Genomic DNA, 21,883 nt, shown 5'->3' on the forward strand with positions numbered 1-21,883 from the left:
TGAAGAGTGACCTTCGATTCTCAATATGTGATGGGGAGTAGCCAAGCGGTAAGGCAACGGACTTTGACTCCGTGATGCGCAGGTTCGATTCCTGCCTCCCCAGCCATGACAGAAGCCCCCGAGACGCTGAGCGCTCGGGGGCTATCTTTTGGAACAATTGGTGAATCATTGGGTGAAACCCCGTGATTTGACGGTTTCTTTCCTTCATTTACTATGGACGGGAGGAGGTAGAGCCAGTATGCTAGAAAAGAGTCGGGAAACGTAGAGGGTGGTGATTGTGAACATGTCCATCATCGCATGGATCGGGGGCGCCATAGCGACGGCATTCGTTGCGCTGTGGATCGTCGCCCGTCGAAACACGTACAAACCGATGGTGAAACATGTGAACCTACAAATTCCTCGCCCGGTTCTCTCTTCTCCATTGAAGATTCTCCATTTAACCGACTTGCACATGGAGAAGCTGTCGATTTCTCCCCAAGCGTTGCTTGCGCAAATCGGGGATACGAATATCGACTTGATCGCATTGACGGGCGATTATTTGGACACTCCGCGGATGACCAACCGCTTTCTAGAATATATGGATGTTTTGGCTTCTTTGAATCCCCGTTACGGAATGTACGCTGTATTTGGCAATCATGATTATTGCATCGAAAAACTTTTACCCCAGTTGAAAAAAGAGATGGAGAAGCGCGGCTGCACCGTACTGCAAAACGAACACCGTACACTGGAGTTGGAAGACGGCGTTCGGCTCAACATCATCGGTGTGGATGATCATTACACCGGGCGCAGTGATTTGGCCCGCGCCTACCAAAATGTCCCGGACGGCATCAACCTCGTGTTGACACACGATCCCAACATTGTACTGGAGATGGCCGATTATTCGTTTGACTATCTGCTTTCCGGTCATTTTCACGGCGGACAGATTCACTGGCCCAAACCGTACCATCTGAAAAAAATGGGACAACTTCCTCATCTTCGCATCTTCCGCGGTCTGCATTTTTACCAGAACCGCGCATACTACATCAGCGAAGGACTGGGGCAGACGGCCCTCAATCTCCGCCTGCGGTCCCGTCCGGAGATTACGTTCCACACCTTGAATACACCGACCGTGGATGCATCATAAACGATACGATCAGATTCCCACCTATTCCGTGTTCTTACGGCATGGGTGGGATTTTTTCGTTTGAATGATTCTACATGATACTCAGGATCACATCCGCCGCCCGCAGGGCAGAATCCGGTCTTCCCAGCTCAAGGGCTTTCGTACGCATTCGTAACCATTGAGCATCTTCTGTTTGCATAGATTGCATCTGTCGCGGAATGGCGGAAGGAGAGTCCTGGCGAACCGCCACCCGCTGATGCAGCAGGAAGCGAGTGTTCCGCTCCTCTTGGCCGGGGATCGGACGGCAAATGACCAACGGTAGTCCGGCTGCCAACGCTTCGGAACTGGTCAACCCTCCCGGTTTGGACACAATCCAATCGGACGCATTCATCCATTGTGCCATCCGATCCACAAATCCCAACACGCGCACCTGGTCCGCATCGCCGAAACGATCGGTCAACCGTCGAAACAGGGATTCATTTTTTCCCGTCACGACCACCAACTGCACCTCTGGCCAATCGCGACAAAATGATGTCAAGCACGCTTCCATCGGACCCAAGCCCACGCCCCCGCCCATGATCAGCACCGTCAAACGCTGGCCATCTAGCCCCAGCATCTGCCGAAGCTCGGACTTGGCCGGTTGTTGCACGGAAAAAGCAGGGTCAATGGGAATGCCCGTGACATGAATCCGGCTGGGAGTGATGCCAAAACGTTGACGCAGGCGTTGTTCCACCCGTTCATGGGCCACCAGATAAAAATCGACAGCGGGGTCAACCCAAAAACCGTTGACATCGAAATCGGTGATGGCTGCACCCAATGCGAACGGCCGTTTCATCCGTCCCTTGATTCTGCCCATCGCACTCAAACATAACGCATGTGTACAAACCACTGCACGGGGTTGTACTTGTTCGACCCAGTCTTTGAGCCGCTTGGCCACTACTTTCCCCAGCGGTGTTTTGAACCAGTGACTCAGTTCCCCTTCTCTGCGGTATGCCGCTCCCCACAGATGTGGCGCATACTGCAAGGTGTGGAGATAACATTTGCGGACCATCTGCTCCAGAGAAGGGTTGACCAATGGCATACCGCAAGCGATTTCCGTCTGGAGCTGGGGAGCGGTGTGCGCCAACCCTTTTTGAATGGCTTGTGCCGCTTTGAAATGGCCATTGCCGCCGATCTGCTCCGTCAAAATCAACACTTTGTCCGTCATGGCTCCTCACCATCAAGATAACGCTGTAACAAGCGCGCTTTGGAAATGTAGACCCGTTTGGGGACCAAGGGGCCATTGCCCGTTTTCAGCCGTTTCCACCCTTCGGGATGGCAGTTGGATAAAATGAATTTAAAAAAACAGGTTTTATATGCCACATACCAATTGCCGGGCACATCCGCCACGTCAAACCCCAAGTGTTGCGATCCCCGGTGCAAAAATGTGGTTCCCATCAATATCCGGATTTGACCCGATCGCGGGTGATCAGCTACGAAACGCGCCAATGTGGGGAGAGATTGGCGTACTTCGGTCAGCACCCTCAACGCCAATTTGACGTCATCTCCCTCATGACGACGCAATATGTGTGCCAACAAGCAATTGTGCAAATGCAATTTGGCATACCAGTCTCCCCGATGTAAAACCACCCCGTCGGACGTCGTCAGTGTCGGTCCGTGATACGGTTTGATCACCACACGAAACATGTTTTGATTTTCCCTGTCAACGTACTGCAAGCGGGTACAGTGATAATACACTTGATCCCACAAACGCCAAGCCGACAACAAACCGCCACTCATCCCACCAACGCCTCCGATTCGAACTATGCCTTGTTAGTATGGATCGGGGACGCAAACGGCATGCACACACAAAAAAAGCGCTCCGCAGTTGCGGAACGCAAACCGTTTTTCATTTGGCGGTACGTTTGAGCGCGCCACCCGCAATCACGACCAACAGAGCCAAAGCGAGCGGTACTGCCCAGGACAAAGCAGAAACGGACTCGACGAACAGTTGATGGATGATGGGATCTTCCACGATCAACTGTCCGGCTGTATATCCCAAAATGGCGGAGCCAACATACACCAGCCATGGCAGTTTATTCATCATCACGGCGATGATCCGGCTCCCCCACATGATGATGGGGATACTTAACATCAAGCCGAACAGCACCAACCAAAAATCGCCGTGCGCCGCTCCCGCGACCGCCAGAACATTATCCAAGCTCATCACGACATCGGCGACGATAATCGTTTTGATCGCTTCCTTCAATCCCCGGCCAACATGGACTTCCGTCTCGTCATCCTCCTCGGTGACCAGTTTCACCGCAATCCACAGCAAGATCAATCCGCCGATGGACATCAACAACGGGATATTCAACAAATAGGCGGCTATACCGGTCAAAGCGACGCGAAGTACAATAGCGGCACTGGTACCGAAGATGATCGCTTTTTTCCGCTGTTTTTCAGGGAGCGCTCTTGCCGCCATACCGATGACGACGGCATTGTCCCCACTCAATACCAAGTCGAGGATGATGATATTGATAAATCCAATCCAAAATTGTGTATCCAATCCAACTCCATTCCTTCCTGTCTTGCAAGGTTTATACTTGGATAGATTCCCCCCATACGATATCATAAACTGAGACAGTGTTGCACCCTACAATGGGAAAGGAAGGGGAACCTGATCATGAAACTGTCCCGTCGGGAAATCGAAAATACGCTGGCCCGTTTTCCGGGTTGGCGTTGGGAGAATGAGGCACTGGTCAAAACGTTCTCTTTCCCCGCTTATATGGACGGTGTCCATTTTGCTGTACGTGTGGCGGAAGAAGCCGAGCGCCACGATCATCATCCGGACATGCTGATCAGCTATCGGAATGTCACTGTCACCTGCACCACGCATGATACCGGCGGCGTAACGCAGCGCGACGTCGCGTTGATCGAGCGAATTGAGCAACTGATGCAATCATGAACAAAACATCATGGTATCAACGTTTGGGGGACCCGTTTCCAGCCATGGTTTCCATCCAGGAAGGAAACGGGTCCTGTGCTTTTTTAAGTCGTGACCTGCTATATCCGGTTGAGCCGGGTGAGCCGCTAGCGAAATTTCCCGTATCGGTCAGAAAAACGTAAACTCTTCCTCCCGTTTGTCCGGTGACAGGTCCAACACTTCCGTCGCATCGACTGCTTCCTGCACCAACCGTTCCACGTCGAGATTGGATTCCGTCCGCTCCGTCGCGTTCAAATCCGGACGGGTTTTTGGTGATTTGGGAAGAAAAACGGTACAGCAGTCTTCATAAGGCAAAATGGAGGTTTCATAGGTGCCAATCCGTTTGGCGATATTCATGATCTCCTGTTTATCCATACCGACCACGGGGCGCAGGACCGGCATCCGAATCACGTGGTTGATCGTGTACATACTCTCCAGTGTCTGACTGGCCACTTGGCCGAGATTTTCACCCGTGACCAGCGCCAGTGCTTTTTCCTTGTGAGCGATTCGCTCAGCGATGCGGAACATCATCCGGCGCATCACCGTTACCGAATACGACTCTTCGCATTTTTGCCGGATCTGCGTCTGAATTTCGGTGAACGGCACCACATGCAGACGGATTTTTCCCCCATAGCGGGTCAGAATTTGCGCCAGGTCGATCACCTTCTGTTTGGCACGTTCACTCGTGAACGGATACGAATGGAAGTGGATCGCCTGCAATTCGGCTCCGCGTTTCAACGCCAGATATCCCGCCACCGGTGAATCGATCCCGCCTGACAAAAGTAGAGCCACCCGACCGCTGGCTCCCACGGGCAACCCGCCTGGGCCCGGAATGTCATCACCGTATACATAAGCTGCTTCGGCGCGCACTTCCACATGAACGGTGATCTCGGGTTGATGGACATCCACTTTGATCCCGTCCACATTTTTCAATACGTAACCGCCGATCAGATGGTTCAACTCCATCGATTTGTGCGGAAACGATTTGATGCTTCGCTTGGCGGCAATCTTAAAAGTAGCAGGCTGCGTTGGCTGCTCGCGGATCAGTGCCACAGCTGCTTGTTGGAGCGCCTGCAGCTCTGTGGGGACGCGCTTAGCCGGGCTCACCCCGACAACACCGAAAACTTCCTGAAGCCGCTCCACGACGGGCGGATATGCTTGTCCGTTCAGCTCCACCAACATGCGGCCATATGTCTTTTTCACCTTTACGTCCGGAAAGTCTTTCAACTTGTTGCGGATATTCCGCAACAGTCGGTCTTCAAAATCAGACCGGTTCTTTCCTTTCAACGCCAATTCTCCATACCGTATTAAAAGCACATCGTATCCCATTTGCGTCGCACCCTCACGTCATGATCTTTTGCAATCGGGGAACCACTTTACACAGTGCCTGTGCACACCGTTCCACTTCTTCTTCCGTGGTGTGATACCCCATGCTGATGCGGATTGAACCAACTGCAGCAGCCGGATCCAGCCCCATCGCCAACAGGATGCGGCTCGGTTTTTCCCCTTTGGAAGAACAGGCTGATTTGCTGGAAACGAACACGTTTTCTTCTTCCAATGCGTGCACGATCACTTCCGAGCGCAGTCCCGGGAAGGAGAAACTGACAATATGAGGCGCACTGCCTTCAGGAGAAGGATCGCCGTTGACCCGGGCACCTTCCACCCGACTCATCACCTGTTCGATCAGGCTCGCTTTCCAACGCGCCCAACGGCGAACCGCTTCCGGTTGCCGCTCTTTGGCCAGCAATGCCGCTTTGGCAAAACCGGCGATACCGGGGACATTGTGCGTCCCGGAACGAAGTCCGCCTTCCTGTCCACCGCCTGTCAATAACGGTGCTAATGACACCCCCTCCCGGACGTAGAGGCATCCCACACCCTTGGGCCCGTGAAACTTGTGTCCGGACAGGGTCATCAGATCCACGCCCCATTCTTTGGGCCGCACGTCAACTTTGCCGAACGCCTGCACCGCATCCACATGGAACAAAACTTTAGGATGGCGTTTCAGCAGTGCCCCGATCTCAGCGATCGGCTGAATGGTTCCCACCTCGTTGTTAACGTGCATGACTGTAACCAATACCGTCTCGTCGGTGACGGCCTTCTCTACGTCCGCAGGACGCACCCGGCCGTGCGCATCCACCGGCAAATAGGTGACACGCCAACCCCACTCTTCCAATTGCTTGCACACACCATAGACGGAAGGATGCTCCACCTGGGTGGTAATCAGGTGGCGACCACGATCACGGTATTGGAAAGCCACACCTTTGATCGCCGTATTGTTCCCCTCCGTTCCACCGGAGGTGAACACGATCTCCCCAGGGGAAACACCCAGAGTGCGTGCCGTCGCTTCACGGGCCTGGGTGACGAGTCGTTCTGCCTTGGCGCCCAGCCCGTGAAGCGAAGCGGGATTTCCATATATGTTGTTCATCACATCAACCATCACCCGCACCACTTGATTGTCAGTCCGGGTGGTGGCGCTATTGTCCAAATAGGCCATCTCATTCATCCTTTCGCTCACGTCCGCATTCCCCCCGTACCGGGTCCGTGAACTCCGCAGCTTGTTTCCATGGGTCATTTTATTAGCTTACACCTTACGGACGATCGGGGCAACTGGACTTGCGCACGATCAGTTCCGACGGCAACAGGATCTCTTTTTTGGTTTGCGCTTTTTCGGGGTGTTCCAATCCCTCCAGCAGTAATTCCATCGCTTCAACACCCAATTGATAGGAAAGGATGCGGACACTGGTCAACGGCGGATGGGTATATGACATGATCGGTGTGTCGTTGAAGCCGACAATGCCCAGCTCATTAGGCACATGAACCCCCTGCTCATGAGCAAAGCGAAGAGCACCGAGTGCAAGCAAGTCGTCCGCCGCCACCACGGCATCAAACGGCACCCCTTTCTCTCGTAAATGATACATTGCCTGGGTTCCGCCCTCCTCCGAAATCTCCGCCACCTCGATCCGTTCGGGCACAACCGGGATACCTCGCTCAATCAGCGCTTGTTTATACCCGGTCAACCGGTCCACGCTGACCACCAAATTTTGTGGTCCACTGATATACGCGATATGGCGATACCCTTGATCCAACAGGTGCAGCGTTGCCTGATACCCTGCTTTGACATTATCGTTGTTGACGGAACGGACAGGCTGATCCGCACTGCGCCCGATCACGACAAATGGGGCGTCTTCTTTCACCAGCGCTTCGATCAACGGGTCACGTACCCGCGAAGTGGATAGGATCAGCCCGTCCACCCGACGCTCACGTACTAGTTGCAAACACTTTTTCAACTCTTCTTCCGGGGTCAGGCTGATCGAGAGCAAAATGTTGTAATCCTTCTCCTGTGCCACCGCGGACATCCCTCGGATCGCTTCCGGGAAAAACGGGTTGGAAAATACCTGGTCCTCCCGCCGGCACATTGTGAATCCGATTGTATGGGTGTTACTGCGGGCCAGACTCCGGGCGATTGCATTAGGTACGTATCCCAACTGTTCCATCGCCCGCCGCACGCGCTCTTTCGTCTCCTGGCTGATCCGGTTGCTTCCTGCGATCACGCGTGAAACCGTCGACGGCGACACGCCCGCTTTTTTGGCGACATCCTTGATGGTAGCCATGACGATATCCCCTTCATTTCTCAGCTTGTGCGCAATCGTTTTCATTATACACGATCGGATGCGAAGTTTGGCCATTGCCATCATGACCGCTCCGAACCGGTAGCGCAGGACGCGGGCACAGTACGTTTCTGATTGGAGAAAATTGCCCGCGATTTCAGTCCTGCGCTTCTCGAATCGTCGCGAGCGATTTGTTAACCCAGCTGTCCCTCTCATACCGGTGTTTGTGCAACCGTCTGCGCAGATGAATAAAACAGAGAGCTCCCATCCCCATTTATCACACGAATGTTGAGTCATTTACTTCAACCATTTACAACCCCACTTTTTCATTTCACGGAAAATGGGCTTCAGATCCAATCCTTTTTCCGTCAATGCATATTCCACCTTGGGCGGTATCTCCGGATATACTGTGCGAGTGACTATCCCGTGCCGTTCCAGTTCCTTCAAGCGGACGGACAAGGTTTTGGGGCTGGCTCCCTTGAGCGATTGCAGCAATTCACCGAACCGCTTGGGCCCTTCAATCAAATCGCGCAAAATGAGAAATGACCACTTGGCTCCAATTACATCCAACACTTCTTCCACTGAACACTGCATCCACTCCACATCCCGATCCGTACACACCTCTTGTTTGTGCGGTGCTGACTTGGTCTGTTCCATCCCGATCACTCCTATTACTTTTCTATTGGAAATTATATATCCTGATCGAAATTATGTGTAGAGAAAATCACTACTTTAAAAAAGTCTGCAATAGGTATATCATGTAAGTGTCTAACTGAAAGAAAGCGTAAGGAGGGCACAATACATGGCAAACATCGCGGTCGTTTTAGGCAACATGTACCATGACAAAGAATTTGAGGTGCCAACGGAAGCCTTCAAAAAAGCTGGCCACAAGGTGACTTTGGTCGGAGCGGAAGCAGGGAGCACCGTAGAGGGATTGTACGGTGGCAAACAGAAGATTGAACTTTCCGTGGACGATGCAAAAGCGGAAGACTTTGACGCGTTGTTTATCCCGGGTGGATTCTCCCCCGATATCCTGCGGGCGGATCAGCGTTTCGTGGCATTTGCGCGGAAATTTGCCTACTTGGAAAAACCGATTTTCGCCATCTGCCATGGTCCGCAACTGCTGATTAACGCTGAGGTCTTGCGAGGCCGTCGGGTGACCGGTTACACCTCGATCCAAATCGATTTGAGAAATGCCGGTGCGCAAGTATTTGACGAAGAAGTGGTCGTGGACGGTGGATTGGTCACCAGCCGGACACCGGATGACCTGGACGCTTTCACCCGTGCTTCGCTTGATGTTTTGGCAAGCCGATAACCCACAGGAATGTTGTCTGAAAGATGAATGACGTGATTCGAACGCTCACGCAACACCGTTCGATTCGCAGCTACACCTCCCAGGAAGTAACCGATGAACAGCTGGATCACATTTTCCGTGCTATTCAAGCGGCCCCCAACTCGATTAACGGTCAACAGGTTATAGTGATCGTGGTCAAGGAAAAAGAACGGAAACGGAAACTCTCCCAGCTCGTCGGCAACCAAGTCTGGGTGGACCAAGCTCCGGTATTTCTCGTATTCTGCCTGGATTTCTACCGGGCCAAACTGGCTGCGGAAACCAACGGCGAGCAACTCGCCATCACAAACAGCATCGAATCGATTATCGTCGGTGCAACCGACGTGGGAATCGCCCTGGCAAATGCTGCCGCGGCAGCTGAGTCGATGGGATTGGGGATCGTCCCCATCGGCGGGATTCGGAAAAATCCGGATGAAGTGATCAAACTGTTGAATCTGCCCGAGTACGTGTTTCCCGTCTCCGGATTGGTGATCGGTCACCCTGCCGATCCATCGGCACAAAAACCCCGTCTCCCGCGGGAAGCGGTCATCCATCAAGAAACCTACAACCGGGATCAGCTGGATCTGATCCGGCAGTACGACGAAACGATGGCCGAATACATGCGTCAACGTACTGGCGGGGAAAGCGACCGCAACTGGTCGCAAACCGTCTCCTCCTTTTACAACAAAATCTACTATCCCAAGGTTCGTCCGACTTTGGACCAGCAGGGATTCAAATATAATTGATCATCTTTGCAACCTTTGCACCCTTTGCGCCGTCTGTTAAGATGTCAGGGCAATTTCCCGCCGTCTCCTTCAGGGAAGATGCCCTGCCGCATCGGTTTGAGTTACACCTCCTTCACCTCTGTACCTGGAACGTCAACCGGCCCGATTATCGGGCCGGTTGATCGTTTATTGCATGGAAACCAACTTTTTGTGATATATTGAGTTGATAGGGCATGTCTGATATTCGTGAAGGGTGTCCGTTTTCCCTCGAATGACCTTTAAACTTGTCAAAGCAAGAGCAAGAGGGAAAACGACTCACCCGAGGAAAACAGGTTTACCGCCCTCTAACAAAACAGAGCGGGATTCCTCCATTGGGGGAATCCCGTTTTGCGGCAATTTTGCGAACAGAAGAGAGAGTACGGATGCGGATCAACCGTTCGATCGCCAGCTTTTTCGTACTGACGGCCGCCGCTTGTTACGGGTTGCTGTCGCCACTCGTCAAAATGGCTTATGCCAACGAATTGCATCCCGCCGATTTGACCGCCGCCCAGGCGGTGGTGGGTGCATTGGGCATCTGGATCGTCTGTTTGGCGGCCACCCGGAAGATGCCGAAACTACCCGCACGCACGGTGCTGGCTTTGTTCGGTTGCGGAGTGTTGGGCGGTCTGACCGGTGTCTTCTATTTCACTTCATTGCAGGACTTACCCGCTTCGTTTGCCATTTTACTGTTGTTTCAATTTACGTGGATGGGCATGGTACTCGAATGGCGGATCACCCGTCGCCCTCCCGCACGCAACCAGCGATGGGCATTGGCGATCATCCTGGCGGGAACGGTGCTGGCCGCCGGATGGACGGATACACTCCCCTCCACGATCTCCATCTTCGGTGTCACCACTGCTCTGCTTTCGGCCATCTGCTACACTGGATACATCCATCTGAGCGGCCACATCGCGGTCGACGTTTCCCCCTGGTGGCGCAGTGCGTGGATTTCCACGGGCTCCGTTGCTGTCACACTGATCGTGTTCCCACCACGTTTCCTGCTGGAGGGAATGGGGGGCAGCGTTTTGGTGGAGTGGGCCAGCTTGATCGCCTTTTTTGGAACGATCCTGCCGTCGATTCTGTTTACCGCCGGTGTCACCAGGATCGGTACGGGACTGGCCGCCACGCTCGGATCGGTCGAATTGCCCGTTGCCGTCAGCTTGTCCGCCTGGTGGCTAGGTGAACCCGTTACGACTGCGCAGTGGGTTGGCGTGTTGCTGATCCTGGTTGGTATCTTGGTAGCCGAGGGAAAACTGAATCTCCTCAAAGAAAAAAGCTGGCCGTGAACTGGCCAGCTTTTGATACGACTTGAAAAGGGATTCAGCGGCACAATACCGGGTCATTGTCTTTCCAGCGATTATTTGCGGACATAGCCTTCTTTCGTGTACTCCGCCACTACGCGAGTACCCAGGCCACCGCGCGGGTTCCACACCGCTTCCACCTTCATGTATTTCGGTTGGATCAGGTTGACCAAGTCCTCCAAAATTCGGTTGGTCGCATGCTCCTGATAGATCCCGACGTTGCGGTAGGAAGTCAGATAATATTTGAGCGATTTCATCTCCACCAACAATCGGTCGGGAATGAAGGTGATGGTCAACTCGGCGAAATCGGGCAGACCCGACCACGGACAGACGGAGGTGAATTCACTGGTCGGAATGACCACTTCTGTATCTTTTCCGGGATATTCATACGGGATGGTTTCCAGGATATCCACCATGATCGCCGATTCGTCTTGGGTATCAAAACGAATGTTGGCGTATTTGCTGTGATCATGCGTCACTTTCCCCATCTGATACACCTCTCCTCAATTCGATCCGCCGTACGGATCAGTCCTTCATATCTCAAACAATATCATTATACCGGACCTTCTGCTTTTTTTCACTTGGGATCTCCCGTCACATAGGCCGAATGATGTAGAATGTTAACCGGAGGTGTTCCAGCTTTGGAAGAACGCAACCTACGAACCCATCCATCACGGATGCGCTGTCCCCAGTGCGGTGGTCTCCATTTTCTAGAGACCGGCCAGCTTTTCGCGTTGACCCCCATGTCCAAAACCGCGGACGGACAGACGCGCTTACATACAGAAGACGCCGTACCCGTACTCAATTACCTGTGCAGACAATGCGGCCACATTCTGCTTTACAGTGCCAAACATCTCAAACGGATCTAGTGGCCCTCCCCCGAGGAACAAAACCGGCCACAGATCCGTCCCGCACCGTTTGGGAAGCCCACACTTTGGTTTTGGATCAAGGATAACCCTTCGCAGACCATACCACCCCAATATCCGACCAGTCGGTAAGTTGATGTTGAACGTGGGTCTTCATTTTCTGAGCCGGGGAAAGCCCGAATAGTTCATTACCACAAATAACCCTACCAATCTTTTTCGAACGGTAGGGTTATTGTTAGTGGAAAAAACGATATTTTCAAGTTCAGTTCAACAACCGCTTGAGACTTTCCCTATATCCCTTTAATGCACCATCAAGTTTTTTGAGAGTTGTGGATTGACCACAGATATATGATCCACTTTCGCTTTTGGATCTGAGGAGGAAAAAACCCATTTTAGCTGGATCTCTTTCGTCACTTGATAAATGTAAATGGCTTGCTTTTGATACGTTTTCGTGTCATCCGGTTTGCCCAGTACTTTCTTCACTTCCCACAAACGAAGTCCTTGCAGTGATGGATCAAAGGAACGAACGTCGTAAATCTGCTCTCCTTTGTTGACTCCAAAAGATAAATTTCCGCCTGGATAAGTGACGTAGCGATTCCAAGGCTCTGCGGCTTCTCCTCTCTTCCCTTTTCCATACTTTGCTTCTACTTGATCAATGGTGTTCTTTTCTACTTGGAACTCCGTATTCACAACTCGTCCTTCCCTCGCTAATTCTTCGGACTGCAGAATCTTTTTTTGGTGAGAGGAAGATATTTTCATCGGGGAACCAGAGTGATGATTTTGATTCCGGGCAGAACTTGAAGAATTTCTGGAGGAATGTTGATCATTGTTCTGGGTTGATTTTGAATCCGTCGCAGGAGGAGCCGGCTTCGAATGCGATGGAGGATTTGCTGGAGCAACCGTATGGGTGCAGCCCACTGAACTGACAGACAGCAACAATGACACCACCACCAAGAAGATCAAGCGAGAAACCATTCTGATCATTACCATTTCTCCTTCTCACTCCACGATCAGGTAAGCTGATGCTCATTATACTGCTGTCTGGTGCGCGATTGGAGCTGCCCACAACAGACCGACCTCAATTCAAGCCATTCACCATTTCAATAAGGTTTCTCTCCTCCCAGCGAGTTCGTGCCATGACAGTGCTGTATTTTATGCCGAAGGAATGGTTGGTGCGAATACAAAAAATGCTTCTCGGGCATGGAGGACTGGCGATAAATTATGTAGCCACCCCAGTCGAGTGTATGATACCAACAACAAGTGCGAGGCATCATGCCCACGTTCACAACCGCACCAAACCCCATGACGGCTACACCGAGGAGCGGAAGATGAAAGAGTCGGGATGCAGCAATTTTTTACCGATTCCATCATAATGCCAACGTCCCGGAGGGGTCTTTGTCATGTCTTGTACCGGAAAAATTCGTGGATTATACACTCATTTTCTATCTGAGTTTCGGTAATCGCTCGCCCTCCCTAGTCTCACCGGGTCTGAGCATTTAAATGCTGTTCAAACATGTCAATAATAGTGAGAAACCTTTCAGCTTCGCGAAACACGTGATCTGCTAATAAGGGATGAATAATGCTTTTTATTCGGCACGCTTCAATTAATTCGCGTGCTGTTTTTTTGAAGTCACGAAGTGATTTTACAGATACTCTGTTCTGATCCAGAAATTGATCCAAGAGAGGAACGGTTTGTGATTGAGGGCTCATAGATTCTAAATCTCTTGCTTGAAATAGTAACTGATCAAAATCATGGCTGAAGCTCCGAGCTTGCTCAACCAGCTTACGTTCGGATGGATCAAGTAAATGAGCAATGAATTTTGCATGATCAGCCATAATACGTAAGAAAAATACATTTTCATTAATAATCGCATCAGGTAGTGGATCTAATGTTCCTGTATTGAGTTCCTTCAACCGATTTCTAAAATAATTGGCTTCCCTGCTTATATGGTCGATTAATAAGGGAAAGTTGTTTGCCCCGGGTAATTGACATGTGAGCACCAAGCCCAATACCTTTCTTTTGAATGCCCAAATCTGTGAGACTGCTTTGTACACCTTTACATTAAACCGTTCAATAACCTTGGGATCGGTTTCCAACGAGTAAGAATGCGCTTTGTTTTCTATACCTTCGAATAAAGCAAAGAAGTAGTCGGCTTCCTGAATCAGTTGAGTATCTTCACATCGAAAACCTAATTTAAGAAAGAGTGAATGTTCCTTCATGATACGTGACCAAAATCGTATCTCATCTAAAGAACGCGCTACAAACCCATCTGACATAATCTCTCCTCACTTTAACTTAGTAATAGCGCAACTTCTCACAGTTAATGGTCGTACGAAAAGTTCGATTTTTCGGATCCCGGAAGCAACAGCTAGAGCCGCTCGACGGGAAATTCGGACTCGCTCTCTTTAAAGAGGGTGTCCGAATTCCTACGAGCGACCATTGAGCGCAGCGATTCAGGAGTAAGAGGGAAACCGGCGTACCCGAAATTGCGAGTGGTGACGCCACTTTGTCAGCAGTTTCGATGCCTTACTGGACATCCGGAGATGCGATTCACACTTCCGTATCGCTTTGCCCGTCTGTTTTGGGACTTCGAAGTGACAATGCACCGGAAATGATCAACAGTACGCCGGGAATCAGCCACAGAATAAACGTTACAAAAAAGCCAAGAATGCCGGTGGCCAATGTCACGCCGCCACTCCATTTGTGATGCTTCCGGATTTGCGAAGGAGCGGAAAGAACCATGGAGGCAATTGAGCCGATCAACAGCAGGATACCAGCCACCGTTATCACGATACCGCCTTGTTGCGCTTCTTCCACCCCCGAAAACAGTCCGACGCCGCCGACCAGCACATAGGAAAGGGACAAGAGCATCCCGAAAATCCCACCGATCAAAGCTAACACAAATTCCGTCGTTCGATTCAACCAGGATTCCTCCATTCTTGCATGCTCATCCAAAAGGAAGGCCACTGTTGCGAATCACCTGTGCCGCATCGGGCTGAGACGTTTTCCATTCTCCATCCGGTTCCAGATAACCGTAACGCCACGCAAACAGCAAATGTTTGACCAGATCGCCAAAATTGCCCGTCTTCCTTTGCGCAAACTGAAACAGATCATTCTCCATCGGATCAGACAGGTCAAATGACACGCCCACAGTCTTTTTCATACCCGCACTCCCTCAATCATCGCTTTCCCCACCGCGAAATATCCCCGAACGTTGGCCGTTTGCGGATATTTGACGGCCAATGCGCAACGGAAATGTTCCTGGATGTGCGGCTCTATCTTTTTCGCCATACCTCCAACCAACAGTACAACATCATCCGCTCTCCATTTTTTGGAGACACTGCTTGCGATCAAATCAGCCATCTCTCTCACATTGGATTCCTTTGCCGTTTCCCAGCCGATCGGAATTGTGCCCGACTCCCGGTCGATGAATACCCGATCCTTGAATGTCGCATAGTTAGTAGTTTTGGCCCCGAAATCGATGATGCGCACCAATCCCATGCGCGGTTCGGCGAAAAATGCGCTCCCTCCTTCAATCGTCGTATAGACGCGATCGATGTGAAACTGTTTCCACCGGCCATTCACTTCTACGTGATGATGCCCTTGCAACAGCCGTTTGACTGCGTATTTTTCCTCTTCGGTGAAATTGACGATCGGTAAACCCGTCACCAGCGTGACGTTTCCCTTCCCTCCCGCCAGGTATATGGCGGTCAGCGTGAGCAGCAGTGTCTCCTCCACCGCTTTGGTATCCTGCATCGCTTGGCGGGTAAATTCTCCTTCCCGTTCGGCCAGTTGACCCACAAACCATTTTCGGCCCCGGTACTGAAGCTCAATGTCCCCATCCACTTCCTGCCGGTAGTTCCGTTTGCGCCACCCGCTCACTTTGCTGGGAAACAGAAACGTCTTCTCTTCCGTCATCACTTTGACATAACTGCGCCCGCAATCCACCGCGATGATCATCTCCATCCCTCCGCAAAACAAATATACGCATCCGGCTTCCGCTTTAGTATTCTTCGGTAAAAAACGGGACAGCCGCTGTGTTCGAAAACGTTAAACCGACATAGGAATGAAAGGAATGGGGGACAAAGGGGGGCATTTTGCATGACCATCATTCTCGGTGGACAATCAGCTGAAAAGCCTGCGCCCGGTGATTAGGTCCCAGCGGTCACGATCAGCTTGTGTATGATCGTCAAAAATGAAGCGGACACGCTTACTCGCTGTCTTGATTCCGTGAAGGAATTGGTGGACGAGATCATCATCGTCGATACAGGTTCCACCGACGAAACCAGAACAATCGCCAAGCGATACATCCCAACCTCTGGTCCAATTGGCGGACTGTTACGATAAATTGAAAGACAATAAGAAAGTGAAAGAAGTGCTTATGCAGGCCGTTCAATTGGGACATCCCAGAGCAGAGATCTACTGCCGTTTGGGGGATTGGCACCTGGGAAACGACGAGGTGGATGAGGCGATTGGCTGGTTTGAATTGGCCATCGGATTGGAAAAGCCGGATCAATTGTGGGGTTATTGCGAAGATGCATATTGGACTTGGTATCCTCATGCCCGGTTGTGCATCTGTTACCCCCAAAAGGAAGAGTATCAAAAGGCTTACGAACACAATGAAAAAGCCCGACAAACGGGCCCACATAATGAAAAAATGCTGGAGTACAAAACTTGGTTGGAGCAACAACTGAACGGACAAGCAGAAGGGGACACCGATGACGCGTAAGCCAACCGTGCGAAGTGTTTCCCTCTGCCCGATGCGAGATCATGCGCTCCATTTCACTCCCCGCACCACCCTCACCGGAGGGTATATCCAGAAATACAGCCCGGACCGTTCTGCTTCCATGCCAGATGCTTGTAATACGGACAAGTATTCACCTGTTCGACCGATATCGCACAGAACGATTCGACCACCCGGTTTGAGGACGCGGACCAATTCGCGCACAACCCGCTCTCGCGCTTCATTTCCCTTGATGTTGTGCAAGACCAGATTGGAAACTAGCACATCCACCGATCCATCCGCCAGCGGGAGAGAACGGAGATCCGCATCGATGATCTCGATCCGGGATTCAACTCCTTCGATCCGTGCATTTCCCATACCGCCTCCGGTCCATTGCCTGACTGATCTTGTTGCCGCCACACATCTACTCCGATTGCTTTTCCCTCAGACAATCTGCGGGCGGCACCGATCAGGAGGAGACCCCTCCCACAACCGGCATCCCCGTCTCATCACCGCGAAGTTCCGCCTGATTCAATATGATCTCCCGCATGTGGAGTTTTCCCACTTTGCTGCTCCACACCATCAATGCCGACGTCAACAGATAGATCACGCCAAAAAAGAGAAACGCACGCCAACTCTGGTTCTGGACCCACCATCTGATCCCGACCGCCAAAATGGTCAGCAATCCCCCCCCAACAAACCAAAACCCACCACCACCCTCGGGGCATCCAGTCCGTAATTGGGACGGGTTGCATGTTTCTCTCCATTCATTCACGCCACCTCCTTTTTCGTGGTTCGCTATTTCACTGATCCTGACATCCATGGACGCATCGTCGTGAGCGTTTTCCAATTTGCTTTATAGGGCGTTTCTGGTGAATCGCTTGGGAAAACATTGCTTCCTTTCGGAATCCTTCCTACAGAAAAACACCATCCCATCCCTTCGCTTTTAACCGTTTGGATTCTGTGTTAGAATGGCGGTAAGTCAAACAGCACAAACTAAACAACAAAAACCATGTGAATGGGAGTTGCTTCATGAACGCAAATGTCAAACGGATCTTGCTGACAATCGGCGGCTGGTTCTTCCTGTTTCTAGGTGTACTCGGCCTCTTTTTGCCCGTGTTGCAGGGTGTGCTGTTTCTGCTGATCGGTTTGTATATGCTGTCCTACACTTCGCCATGGGCCCGCCGTTTATTAGTGAAACTGCGCGCCCGTTATCCCAAGCTGGCGGAGCGGATCGACCGATTCAAAAAGACACGGAAAATCCAACAGCTGTTCCGACCGTAAACAAACCCCGGCTTATCCAGCCGGGGTTTGGTATGGCGTCAGTCCTTGACCTGCGCCACCAACAAACCATCACCGAAGGGCAACAACATCGCTTCTACCCGATCATCCTGCGAAACAGCCTCATTGAAGCGAAGGATGGCACGGGCACGCTCGTCCTGGACATTTTCTTCGAAAATGAGGTCATGAAACAAGGCGTTGTCCGCCGTGATCACCGCACCGGGGCGAGCCAGCCGAATCGCCCATTCCCAATAGGTCAAGTAACTTTCCTTGTCCGCATCGATCAGGAAGAAGTCAAAGGTTTCCCCCTCATCAGCCAACTGCTGCAAGCTTTCCTTGGCATTCCCGACACTGATTTCCACCCGATCGGCCAACCCTGCACGTTCCACATTTTCACGGGCAAACGCCGCGTGATCAGCACTCAATTCCAACGATACCAGACGACCGTCTTTCGGCAGAGCGCGGGAGAGCCAAATGGTACTGTACCCACCCAGCGTCCCGATTTCCAACACCCTTCGGGCACCCGTGATTCGGACCAGCATATGCAAGGTTTTGCCCACGTTGGGAGACACCGAGATCTTCGGCATGCCTCTCTCAAACAGACCTGGTTCGATCGAACGGAGCACCTCGTCTTCCTTGACAAACAGCTGTTGCACATACGCTTCCCGTTTATTCACCATTGACTCCCCCTATGCAAGCGGTTGTTGAGATGAGCCCGTGCACCAACCTGATTTTCCATCATGACCCATCTTTTTGTCCAGCCCGATTTTTTCCCAATCTTCCCGCAACAGTCCCATCACGATCTTGTCCCGGTAACCATGGATGGTCCAAAAAGCCTATCGCAAAACGCCTTCTCGAACAAATCCGCATTTTTCGTAACAACGGATCGCTCGTCCGTTTTCGTCGAACGTGTCCAGCTGAATGCGATGCAGATTGTACCGCTGAAACAGCAGGTCCACAAACACCCTCAGCGCCCGTGTGCCGTACCCTTTGCCCCAATACGACTTTTCCCCGATGGTAAAACCGATGATCACCGAACGGGATACCGCGTCAAAATCGCGAAATACACAGGCACCGATCGGTTTCCATCCCCCATCTTCCCTGATCTCCACCATGAACATCAGACTGCGGCTGTCCGAGCGCTGCCCGCAGATGCGTTCCAACAATTGCGAATACGTGACAGGCGAAAAATGAAAAACCCGTTGCACAAAGGTGCAACGGGTTTGTACTGGAGCGGATGACGGGAATCGAACCCGCGTTCCTAGCTTGGGAAGCTAGTGTTCTACCATTGAACTACATCCGCGCGGTGCAGAATTTATTGTAGCACTTCTCCTTTTGTCGTGCAACCCCTTTTTCAATCTGAGAATTCTTCCGGCCAAGCCGCGACATAAGAATCAATTTCACCGTCCGGCATCGCGCAGGCTCCAGTTGTATCCCAAGCCACTAAGGCGTGTCTGTAAATCCGTGAGGCAAAACGTACTTTGCTCGCGCCTGCGCTCCGGGTCAAAGCGCCATAACTACTTCCTTGAGGGCACAGGTGAAGCGAACCGGAAAGTAATTGGACAAAAAAAAGCGCTCCGAAATCGGAGCACTTTCGAACAGATCAATACCGCATGATCGGCCTGATAATCATGGATAGAGCAATGGCGATAATCGACAGAGCCAATGCCCACCAGCCGATGCGGCTTCCCCTCGCCGCCGCAAACACGCCTAAAATGATACCGACAGAGCCGAACAAAAACGGGAGCAGGAAAAAGGAAATCAGCGACAACACCAATGCGATGATCCCCATGGTACGACCGCCGGACTCACCTTCTTTTCTGCGCTCCCCCCAGTTGTTTCGGCGAACGGGCTCGGCCAACTCGGATGCCGCTTCCACATCCACCGGCTCCGTATTGGCATAACTCCACTCTGCAGAATTGCGGTCCGTGTCCTCCAGCTGATCCCGCTCATTCTGAAGGGAGGATTCCAATTGCCGCATTTCCTCCCTTTCTTTTTCTTCTTTGTGCCGTTTGGCCACAGAAATCCCTCCACTCGTCGATCTTGTCATTAGTATGCGACAGTGGAAGGAGCGGTATTTTGACAGTTTCTACATCCACTGAAACTCCCTGTCCGAACGGGAATCCTCCTCCAACATCCCTAAAAAAACCAACCCCCGCACGAATGCGGGGGAGCGGTGATTCCGATTATTTGTCCAACACCGTGAACCGATAATCACTGGGCCCGACCGGATGGCGGATGATGTTTTTCACGTAGTCTTTTTGTACGTGTACCTGATTGTAATAGTACAACGGGAAGATCGGCATTTCGTCGAACAAAATCTTTTCCGCCTGATGGAGGTATTCAAGCCGCTTGGTTTCATCAGGTTCAGCGAAAGCCTTTTTCACCAAGGCATCATATTGCGGGTTGCTCCATCCTGTCCGGTTCATCGAATGATCAGTTTGAAAACTTTCCAGATAGTTGTACGGGTCGTTGTAATCAGGCAAAAAGCTGGAGCGGGACAATTGGTAATTCTTCGCCTTCTGGTTGGACAAAAACACTTTGGTTTCCTGGCTTTGCAACTGAACATCCACGCCCAGGTTTTGTTTGAACATCGCCTGCAGCGCTTCCGCAACGGCCTTGTTTTTCTCGTTGTTGCTGTAAAGCAAAGTGACGGGAGGCAGCGTTTTCCAACCTTCCTCCTTCATCCCCTCTTGCAACAATTGTTTGGCCTGCGCGGGTTGGGCCGTCAGCGGTACAAATTGTGATGCCGCTTTGCGAAAATCACCTTTTTGAGTCAAAGTTCCCGGTGAGACGAACGCACCTGCCGGCATTTCATTCCCCTGAACCACTTGTTTCACAATTGCGGTCCGATCCACAGCCAGAGCGAATGCTTTACGGATCTTCGCATTGTTGAACGGAGGTTTGGTGACATTAAACCGGAAAAACTCCAGGCCCGATCCAGCCTTGACTTTGGCCTCCCCTTTTTTGATCAATCCGGCCAAGATGTCGGAAGGCACCGACTTTCGGCTCAACATGTCCAATTGACCCGATTGATACATTTGATAGGCCGTTTTCTGCTCAGTCACCATCGTCCATGAAATGCCGTCCAGCTTTACCTGATCTGCCAGACGGTAATGTTCGTTTTTCACGACCTCGATCTTTTGGTCGTGTTTCCACGTTTTCATTTTGAACGGACCGTTGCTGACATAGCCTGACGCTTCGTTGTAAAGGTTCGGGTTTTTTTCCAACCCTTTTTTGTAGACGGGCGAATACACCGGATAGCAGGTCAACTGCTTGAAAAATGGCGTTGGTTGCTTCAGTTTGACCACCAGCGTACGATCGTCCGTCGCTTTCACCCCGACTTGATCGGCTGTCGCTTTCCCGGTGTTGTATGCTTCGGCGTTTTCGATGAAATATAGCAAAAATGCAGCCTCCGAAGCAGTCTGAGGATTGAGTACCCGTTTCCAAGCGTATTCAAAATCGTGGGCGGTCAATTTCTCCCCGTTGGACCAGTGGGCCTCCCTCAGATGGAACGTATACGTCCGTCCATCCGGCGATACGTCCACTTTTTCGGCTACGGCAGGTTCCGGCTGATGTTGGGCGTTGAGCCGCATCAATCCTTCAAACAGTGAACCAACCACATCCATGGAGTCTTCATCAAATGCTTTTGCCGGATCGAGCGAAGAGGGTTCTCCCGAAGCACTGTTCTGCTTTAAAATTTTCTCTCCGGTCCCTTCCACCGCGCCACCCTGACACCCGACAGCCAACAAACTGATCACGAGAACGAGTATGAGCAGCAGTCTCCCATTACACCCCATAGCACAACCCCCTTGAAATTCTCCTTTTCCTACGGATCAATAACGAATCCATCCCTACAGATACGATTTCGATCACGTCGCAAAAAATTCCTTTTTTTTCGAAATCCCAAGGATCTCTGATGATGGAATCGAATACATCACT

Annotated in this window: 26 protein-coding genes, 2 tRNA genes and 1 pseudogene; 9 read left to right on the forward strand and 20 right to left on the reverse strand. The window is 51.6% G+C overall.

Features of this window, described 5'->3' with window-relative positions:
• The first annotated feature begins 31 nt into the window (after positions 1–31).
• Positions 32–106: transfer RNA gene (locus KI215_RS10495), tRNA-Gln, on the forward strand.
• Between the two features lie 177 nt (positions 107–283).
• Entirely contained in the window at positions 284–1,123 is an 840-nt protein-coding gene (locus KI215_RS10500) for a metallophosphoesterase (RefSeq protein WP_212772686.1), read from the forward strand.
• Between the two features lie 70 nt (positions 1,124–1,193).
• Here the strand turns inward: KI215_RS10500 and KI215_RS10505 are convergent, their stop codons facing one another.
• The 3 genes from KI215_RS10505 to KI215_RS10515 form a co-directional block, all read right to left on the reverse strand.
• Positions 1,194–2,309, reverse strand: a complete 1,116-nt coding sequence (locus KI215_RS10505; protein WP_212772687.1) for an MGDG synthase family glycosyltransferase — start codon at positions 2,307–2,309, stop codon at positions 1,194–1,196.
• Positions 2,306–2,881 carry a YkoP family protein gene (locus KI215_RS10510; RefSeq protein ID WP_212772688.1) on the reverse strand — a complete coding sequence of 192 codons (576 nt, stop codon included), beginning with the start codon at positions 2,879–2,881 and terminating at the stop codon, positions 2,306–2,308. Before KI215_RS10510 ends, KI215_RS10505 begins: the two co-directional genes overlap by 4 nt.
• A gap of 109 nt (positions 2,882–2,990) precedes the next feature.
• On the reverse strand, positions 2,991–3,650 hold the full coding sequence (locus tag KI215_RS10515; protein ID WP_212772689.1) for a TerC family protein: 660 nt from the start codon (positions 3,648–3,650) through the stop codon (positions 2,991–2,993).
• Between the two features lie 117 nt (positions 3,651–3,767).
• Between KI215_RS10515 and KI215_RS10520 the strand changes: the two genes are divergently transcribed.
• Entirely contained in the window at positions 3,768–4,049 is a 282-nt protein-coding gene (locus tag KI215_RS10520; RefSeq protein ID WP_212772690.1) for a 4a-hydroxytetrahydrobiopterin dehydratase, read from the forward strand.
• Between the two features lie 147 nt (positions 4,050–4,196).
• On the opposite strand, the gene thiI is transcribed toward KI215_RS10520, so the two are convergent.
• The 4 genes from thiI to KI215_RS10540 all read right to left on the reverse strand — a co-directional run bounded on the left by thiI (position 4,197) and on the right by KI215_RS10540 (position 8,269).
• Positions 4,197–5,396 carry a tRNA uracil 4-sulfurtransferase ThiI gene (thiI, locus tag KI215_RS10525; RefSeq protein ID WP_212772691.1) on the reverse strand — a complete coding sequence of 400 codons (1,200 nt, stop codon included), beginning with the start codon at positions 5,394–5,396 and terminating at the stop codon, positions 4,197–4,199.
• Between the two features lie 13 nt (positions 5,397–5,409).
• Positions 5,410–6,561, reverse strand: coding sequence for a cysteine desulfurase family protein (locus KI215_RS10530; protein WP_212775164.1), 1,152 nt, complete (start codon positions 6,559–6,561; stop codon positions 5,410–5,412).
• A 94-nt stretch (positions 6,562–6,655) separates the two neighbouring features.
• Positions 6,656–7,678 (reverse strand): LacI family DNA-binding transcriptional regulator, encoded by a 1,023-nt coding sequence (locus KI215_RS10535; RefSeq protein WP_212772692.1) that lies wholly within the window; start codon positions 7,676–7,678, stop codon positions 6,656–6,658.
• Positions 7,679–7,972: 294 nt separating this feature from the next.
• On the reverse strand, positions 7,973–8,269 hold the full coding sequence (locus tag KI215_RS10540; protein WP_212775165.1) for a winged helix-turn-helix transcriptional regulator: 297 nt from the start codon (positions 8,267–8,269) through the stop codon (positions 7,973–7,975).
• 208 nt (positions 8,270–8,477) lie between these two features.
• On the opposite strand from KI215_RS10540, the gene KI215_RS10545 reads away from it, so the two are divergent.
• The 3 genes from KI215_RS10545 (at position 8,478) to KI215_RS10555 (ending at position 11,055) form a co-directional block, all read left to right on the forward strand.
• Positions 8,478–8,990, forward strand: coding sequence for a type 1 glutamine amidotransferase domain-containing protein (locus KI215_RS10545; protein WP_212772693.1), 513 nt, complete (start codon positions 8,478–8,480; stop codon positions 8,988–8,990).
• Between the two features lie 23 nt (positions 8,991–9,013).
• Complete coding sequence (locus KI215_RS10550; protein ID WP_212772694.1) at positions 9,014–9,751, forward strand: NADPH-dependent oxidoreductase; 738 nt, start codon at positions 9,014–9,016, stop codon at positions 9,749–9,751.
• A gap of 401 nt (positions 9,752–10,152) precedes the next feature.
• The gene (locus KI215_RS10555) at positions 10,153–11,055 is read left to right on the forward strand and encodes a DMT family transporter (protein ID WP_212772695.1); all 903 of its coding nucleotides are present in this window, start codon (positions 10,153–10,155) and stop codon (positions 11,053–11,055) included.
• A gap of 71 nt (positions 11,056–11,126) precedes the next feature.
• On the opposite strand, the gene queF is transcribed toward KI215_RS10555, so the two are convergent.
• The 6 genes from queF to KI215_RS10585 all read right to left on the reverse strand — a co-directional run bounded on the left by queF (position 11,127) and on the right by KI215_RS10585 (position 15,897).
• Positions 11,127–11,558, reverse strand: coding sequence for a preQ(1) synthase (queF, locus tag KI215_RS10560; RefSeq protein WP_205492614.1), 432 nt, complete (start codon positions 11,556–11,558; stop codon positions 11,127–11,129).
• Between the two features lie 678 nt (positions 11,559–12,236).
• Positions 12,237–12,920: a YjgB family protein gene (locus KI215_RS10565; RefSeq protein WP_212772696.1), complete on the reverse strand. Its 684-nt coding sequence runs from the start codon at positions 12,918–12,920 to the stop codon at positions 12,237–12,239.
• Between the two features lie 495 nt (positions 12,921–13,415).
• Complete coding sequence (locus tag KI215_RS10570) at positions 13,416–14,213, reverse strand: DUF2935 domain-containing protein (RefSeq protein ID WP_212772697.1); 798 nt, start codon at positions 14,211–14,213, stop codon at positions 13,416–13,418.
• A 274-nt stretch (positions 14,214–14,487) separates the two neighbouring features.
• Positions 14,488–14,859, reverse strand: a complete 372-nt coding sequence (locus KI215_RS10575; protein WP_212772698.1) for a hypothetical protein — start codon at positions 14,857–14,859, stop codon at positions 14,488–14,490.
• 25 nt (positions 14,860–14,884) lie between these two features.
• A complete protein-coding gene (locus KI215_RS10580) occupies positions 14,885–15,100 on the reverse strand; it encodes a hypothetical protein (protein ID WP_212772699.1) in 216 nt (71 codons plus the stop codon).
• On the reverse strand, positions 15,097–15,897 hold the full coding sequence (locus KI215_RS10585; RefSeq protein WP_212772700.1) for a ParM/StbA family protein: 801 nt from the start codon (positions 15,895–15,897) through the stop codon (positions 15,097–15,099). Before KI215_RS10585 ends, KI215_RS10580 begins: the two co-directional genes overlap by 4 nt.
• Before the next feature lie 222 nt (positions 15,898–16,119).
• On the opposite strand from KI215_RS10585, the pseudogene KI215_RS15985 reads away from it, so the two are divergent.
• Together KI215_RS15985 and KI215_RS10590 are read left to right on the forward strand one after the other, a co-directional pair.
• Positions 16,120–16,245: pseudogene (locus tag KI215_RS15985) on the forward strand (glycosyltransferase); the annotation flags it as partial.
• Between the two features lie 19 nt (positions 16,246–16,264).
• Positions 16,265–16,666 carry a tetratricopeptide repeat protein gene (locus KI215_RS10590; protein ID WP_420830117.1) on the forward strand — a complete coding sequence of 134 codons (402 nt, stop codon included), beginning with the start codon at positions 16,265–16,267 and terminating at the stop codon, positions 16,664–16,666.
• Between the two features lie 39 nt (positions 16,667–16,705).
• Here the strand turns inward: KI215_RS10590 and KI215_RS10595 are convergent, their stop codons facing one another.
• Both KI215_RS10595 and KI215_RS10600 read right to left on the reverse strand, forming a co-directional pair.
• Positions 16,706–17,080: a class I SAM-dependent methyltransferase gene (locus KI215_RS10595; protein WP_212772701.1), complete on the reverse strand. Its 375-nt coding sequence runs from the start codon at positions 17,078–17,080 to the stop codon at positions 16,706–16,708.
• A gap of 49 nt (positions 17,081–17,129) precedes the next feature.
• Positions 17,130–17,345, reverse strand: coding sequence for a hypothetical protein (locus tag KI215_RS10600; protein ID WP_212772702.1), 216 nt, complete (start codon positions 17,343–17,345; stop codon positions 17,130–17,132).
• Positions 17,346–17,692: 347 nt separating this feature from the next.
• On the opposite strand from KI215_RS10600, the gene KI215_RS10605 reads away from it, so the two are divergent.
• On the forward strand, positions 17,693–17,944 hold the full coding sequence (locus tag KI215_RS10605; RefSeq protein WP_212772703.1) for a PGPGW domain-containing protein: 252 nt from the start codon (positions 17,693–17,695) through the stop codon (positions 17,942–17,944).
• A gap of 38 nt (positions 17,945–17,982) precedes the next feature.
• Here KI215_RS10605 and KI215_RS10610 read toward each other — a convergent pair whose 3' ends face one another.
• From KI215_RS10610 to KI215_RS10630, 5 genes are all read right to left on the reverse strand, one after another.
• Entirely contained in the window at positions 17,983–18,618 is a 636-nt protein-coding gene (locus tag KI215_RS10610; RefSeq protein WP_246512088.1) for an O-methyltransferase, read from the reverse strand.
• A 159-nt stretch (positions 18,619–18,777) separates the two neighbouring features.
• Positions 18,778–19,149, reverse strand: a complete 372-nt coding sequence (locus tag KI215_RS10615; protein ID WP_212772705.1) for a GNAT family N-acetyltransferase — start codon at positions 19,147–19,149, stop codon at positions 18,778–18,780.
• Positions 19,150–19,170: 21 nt separating this feature from the next.
• Positions 19,171–19,244 (reverse strand) — tRNA-Gly (locus KI215_RS10620).
• A 300-nt stretch (positions 19,245–19,544) separates the two neighbouring features.
• Positions 19,545–19,961 (reverse strand): hypothetical protein, encoded by a 417-nt coding sequence (locus KI215_RS10625; RefSeq protein WP_212772706.1) that lies wholly within the window; start codon positions 19,959–19,961, stop codon positions 19,545–19,547.
• 166 nt (positions 19,962–20,127) lie between these two features.
• On the reverse strand, positions 20,128–21,741 hold the full coding sequence (locus KI215_RS10630) for a peptide ABC transporter substrate-binding protein (protein WP_212772707.1): 1,614 nt from the start codon (positions 21,739–21,741) through the stop codon (positions 20,128–20,130).
• Between the last annotated feature and the right edge of the window lie 142 nt (positions 21,742–21,883).

This window comes from Polycladomyces abyssicola, from assembly GCF_018326425.1.
Taxonomy (GTDB): Bacteria; Bacillota; Bacilli; order Thermoactinomycetales; family JIR-001; genus Polycladomyces; species Polycladomyces abyssicola.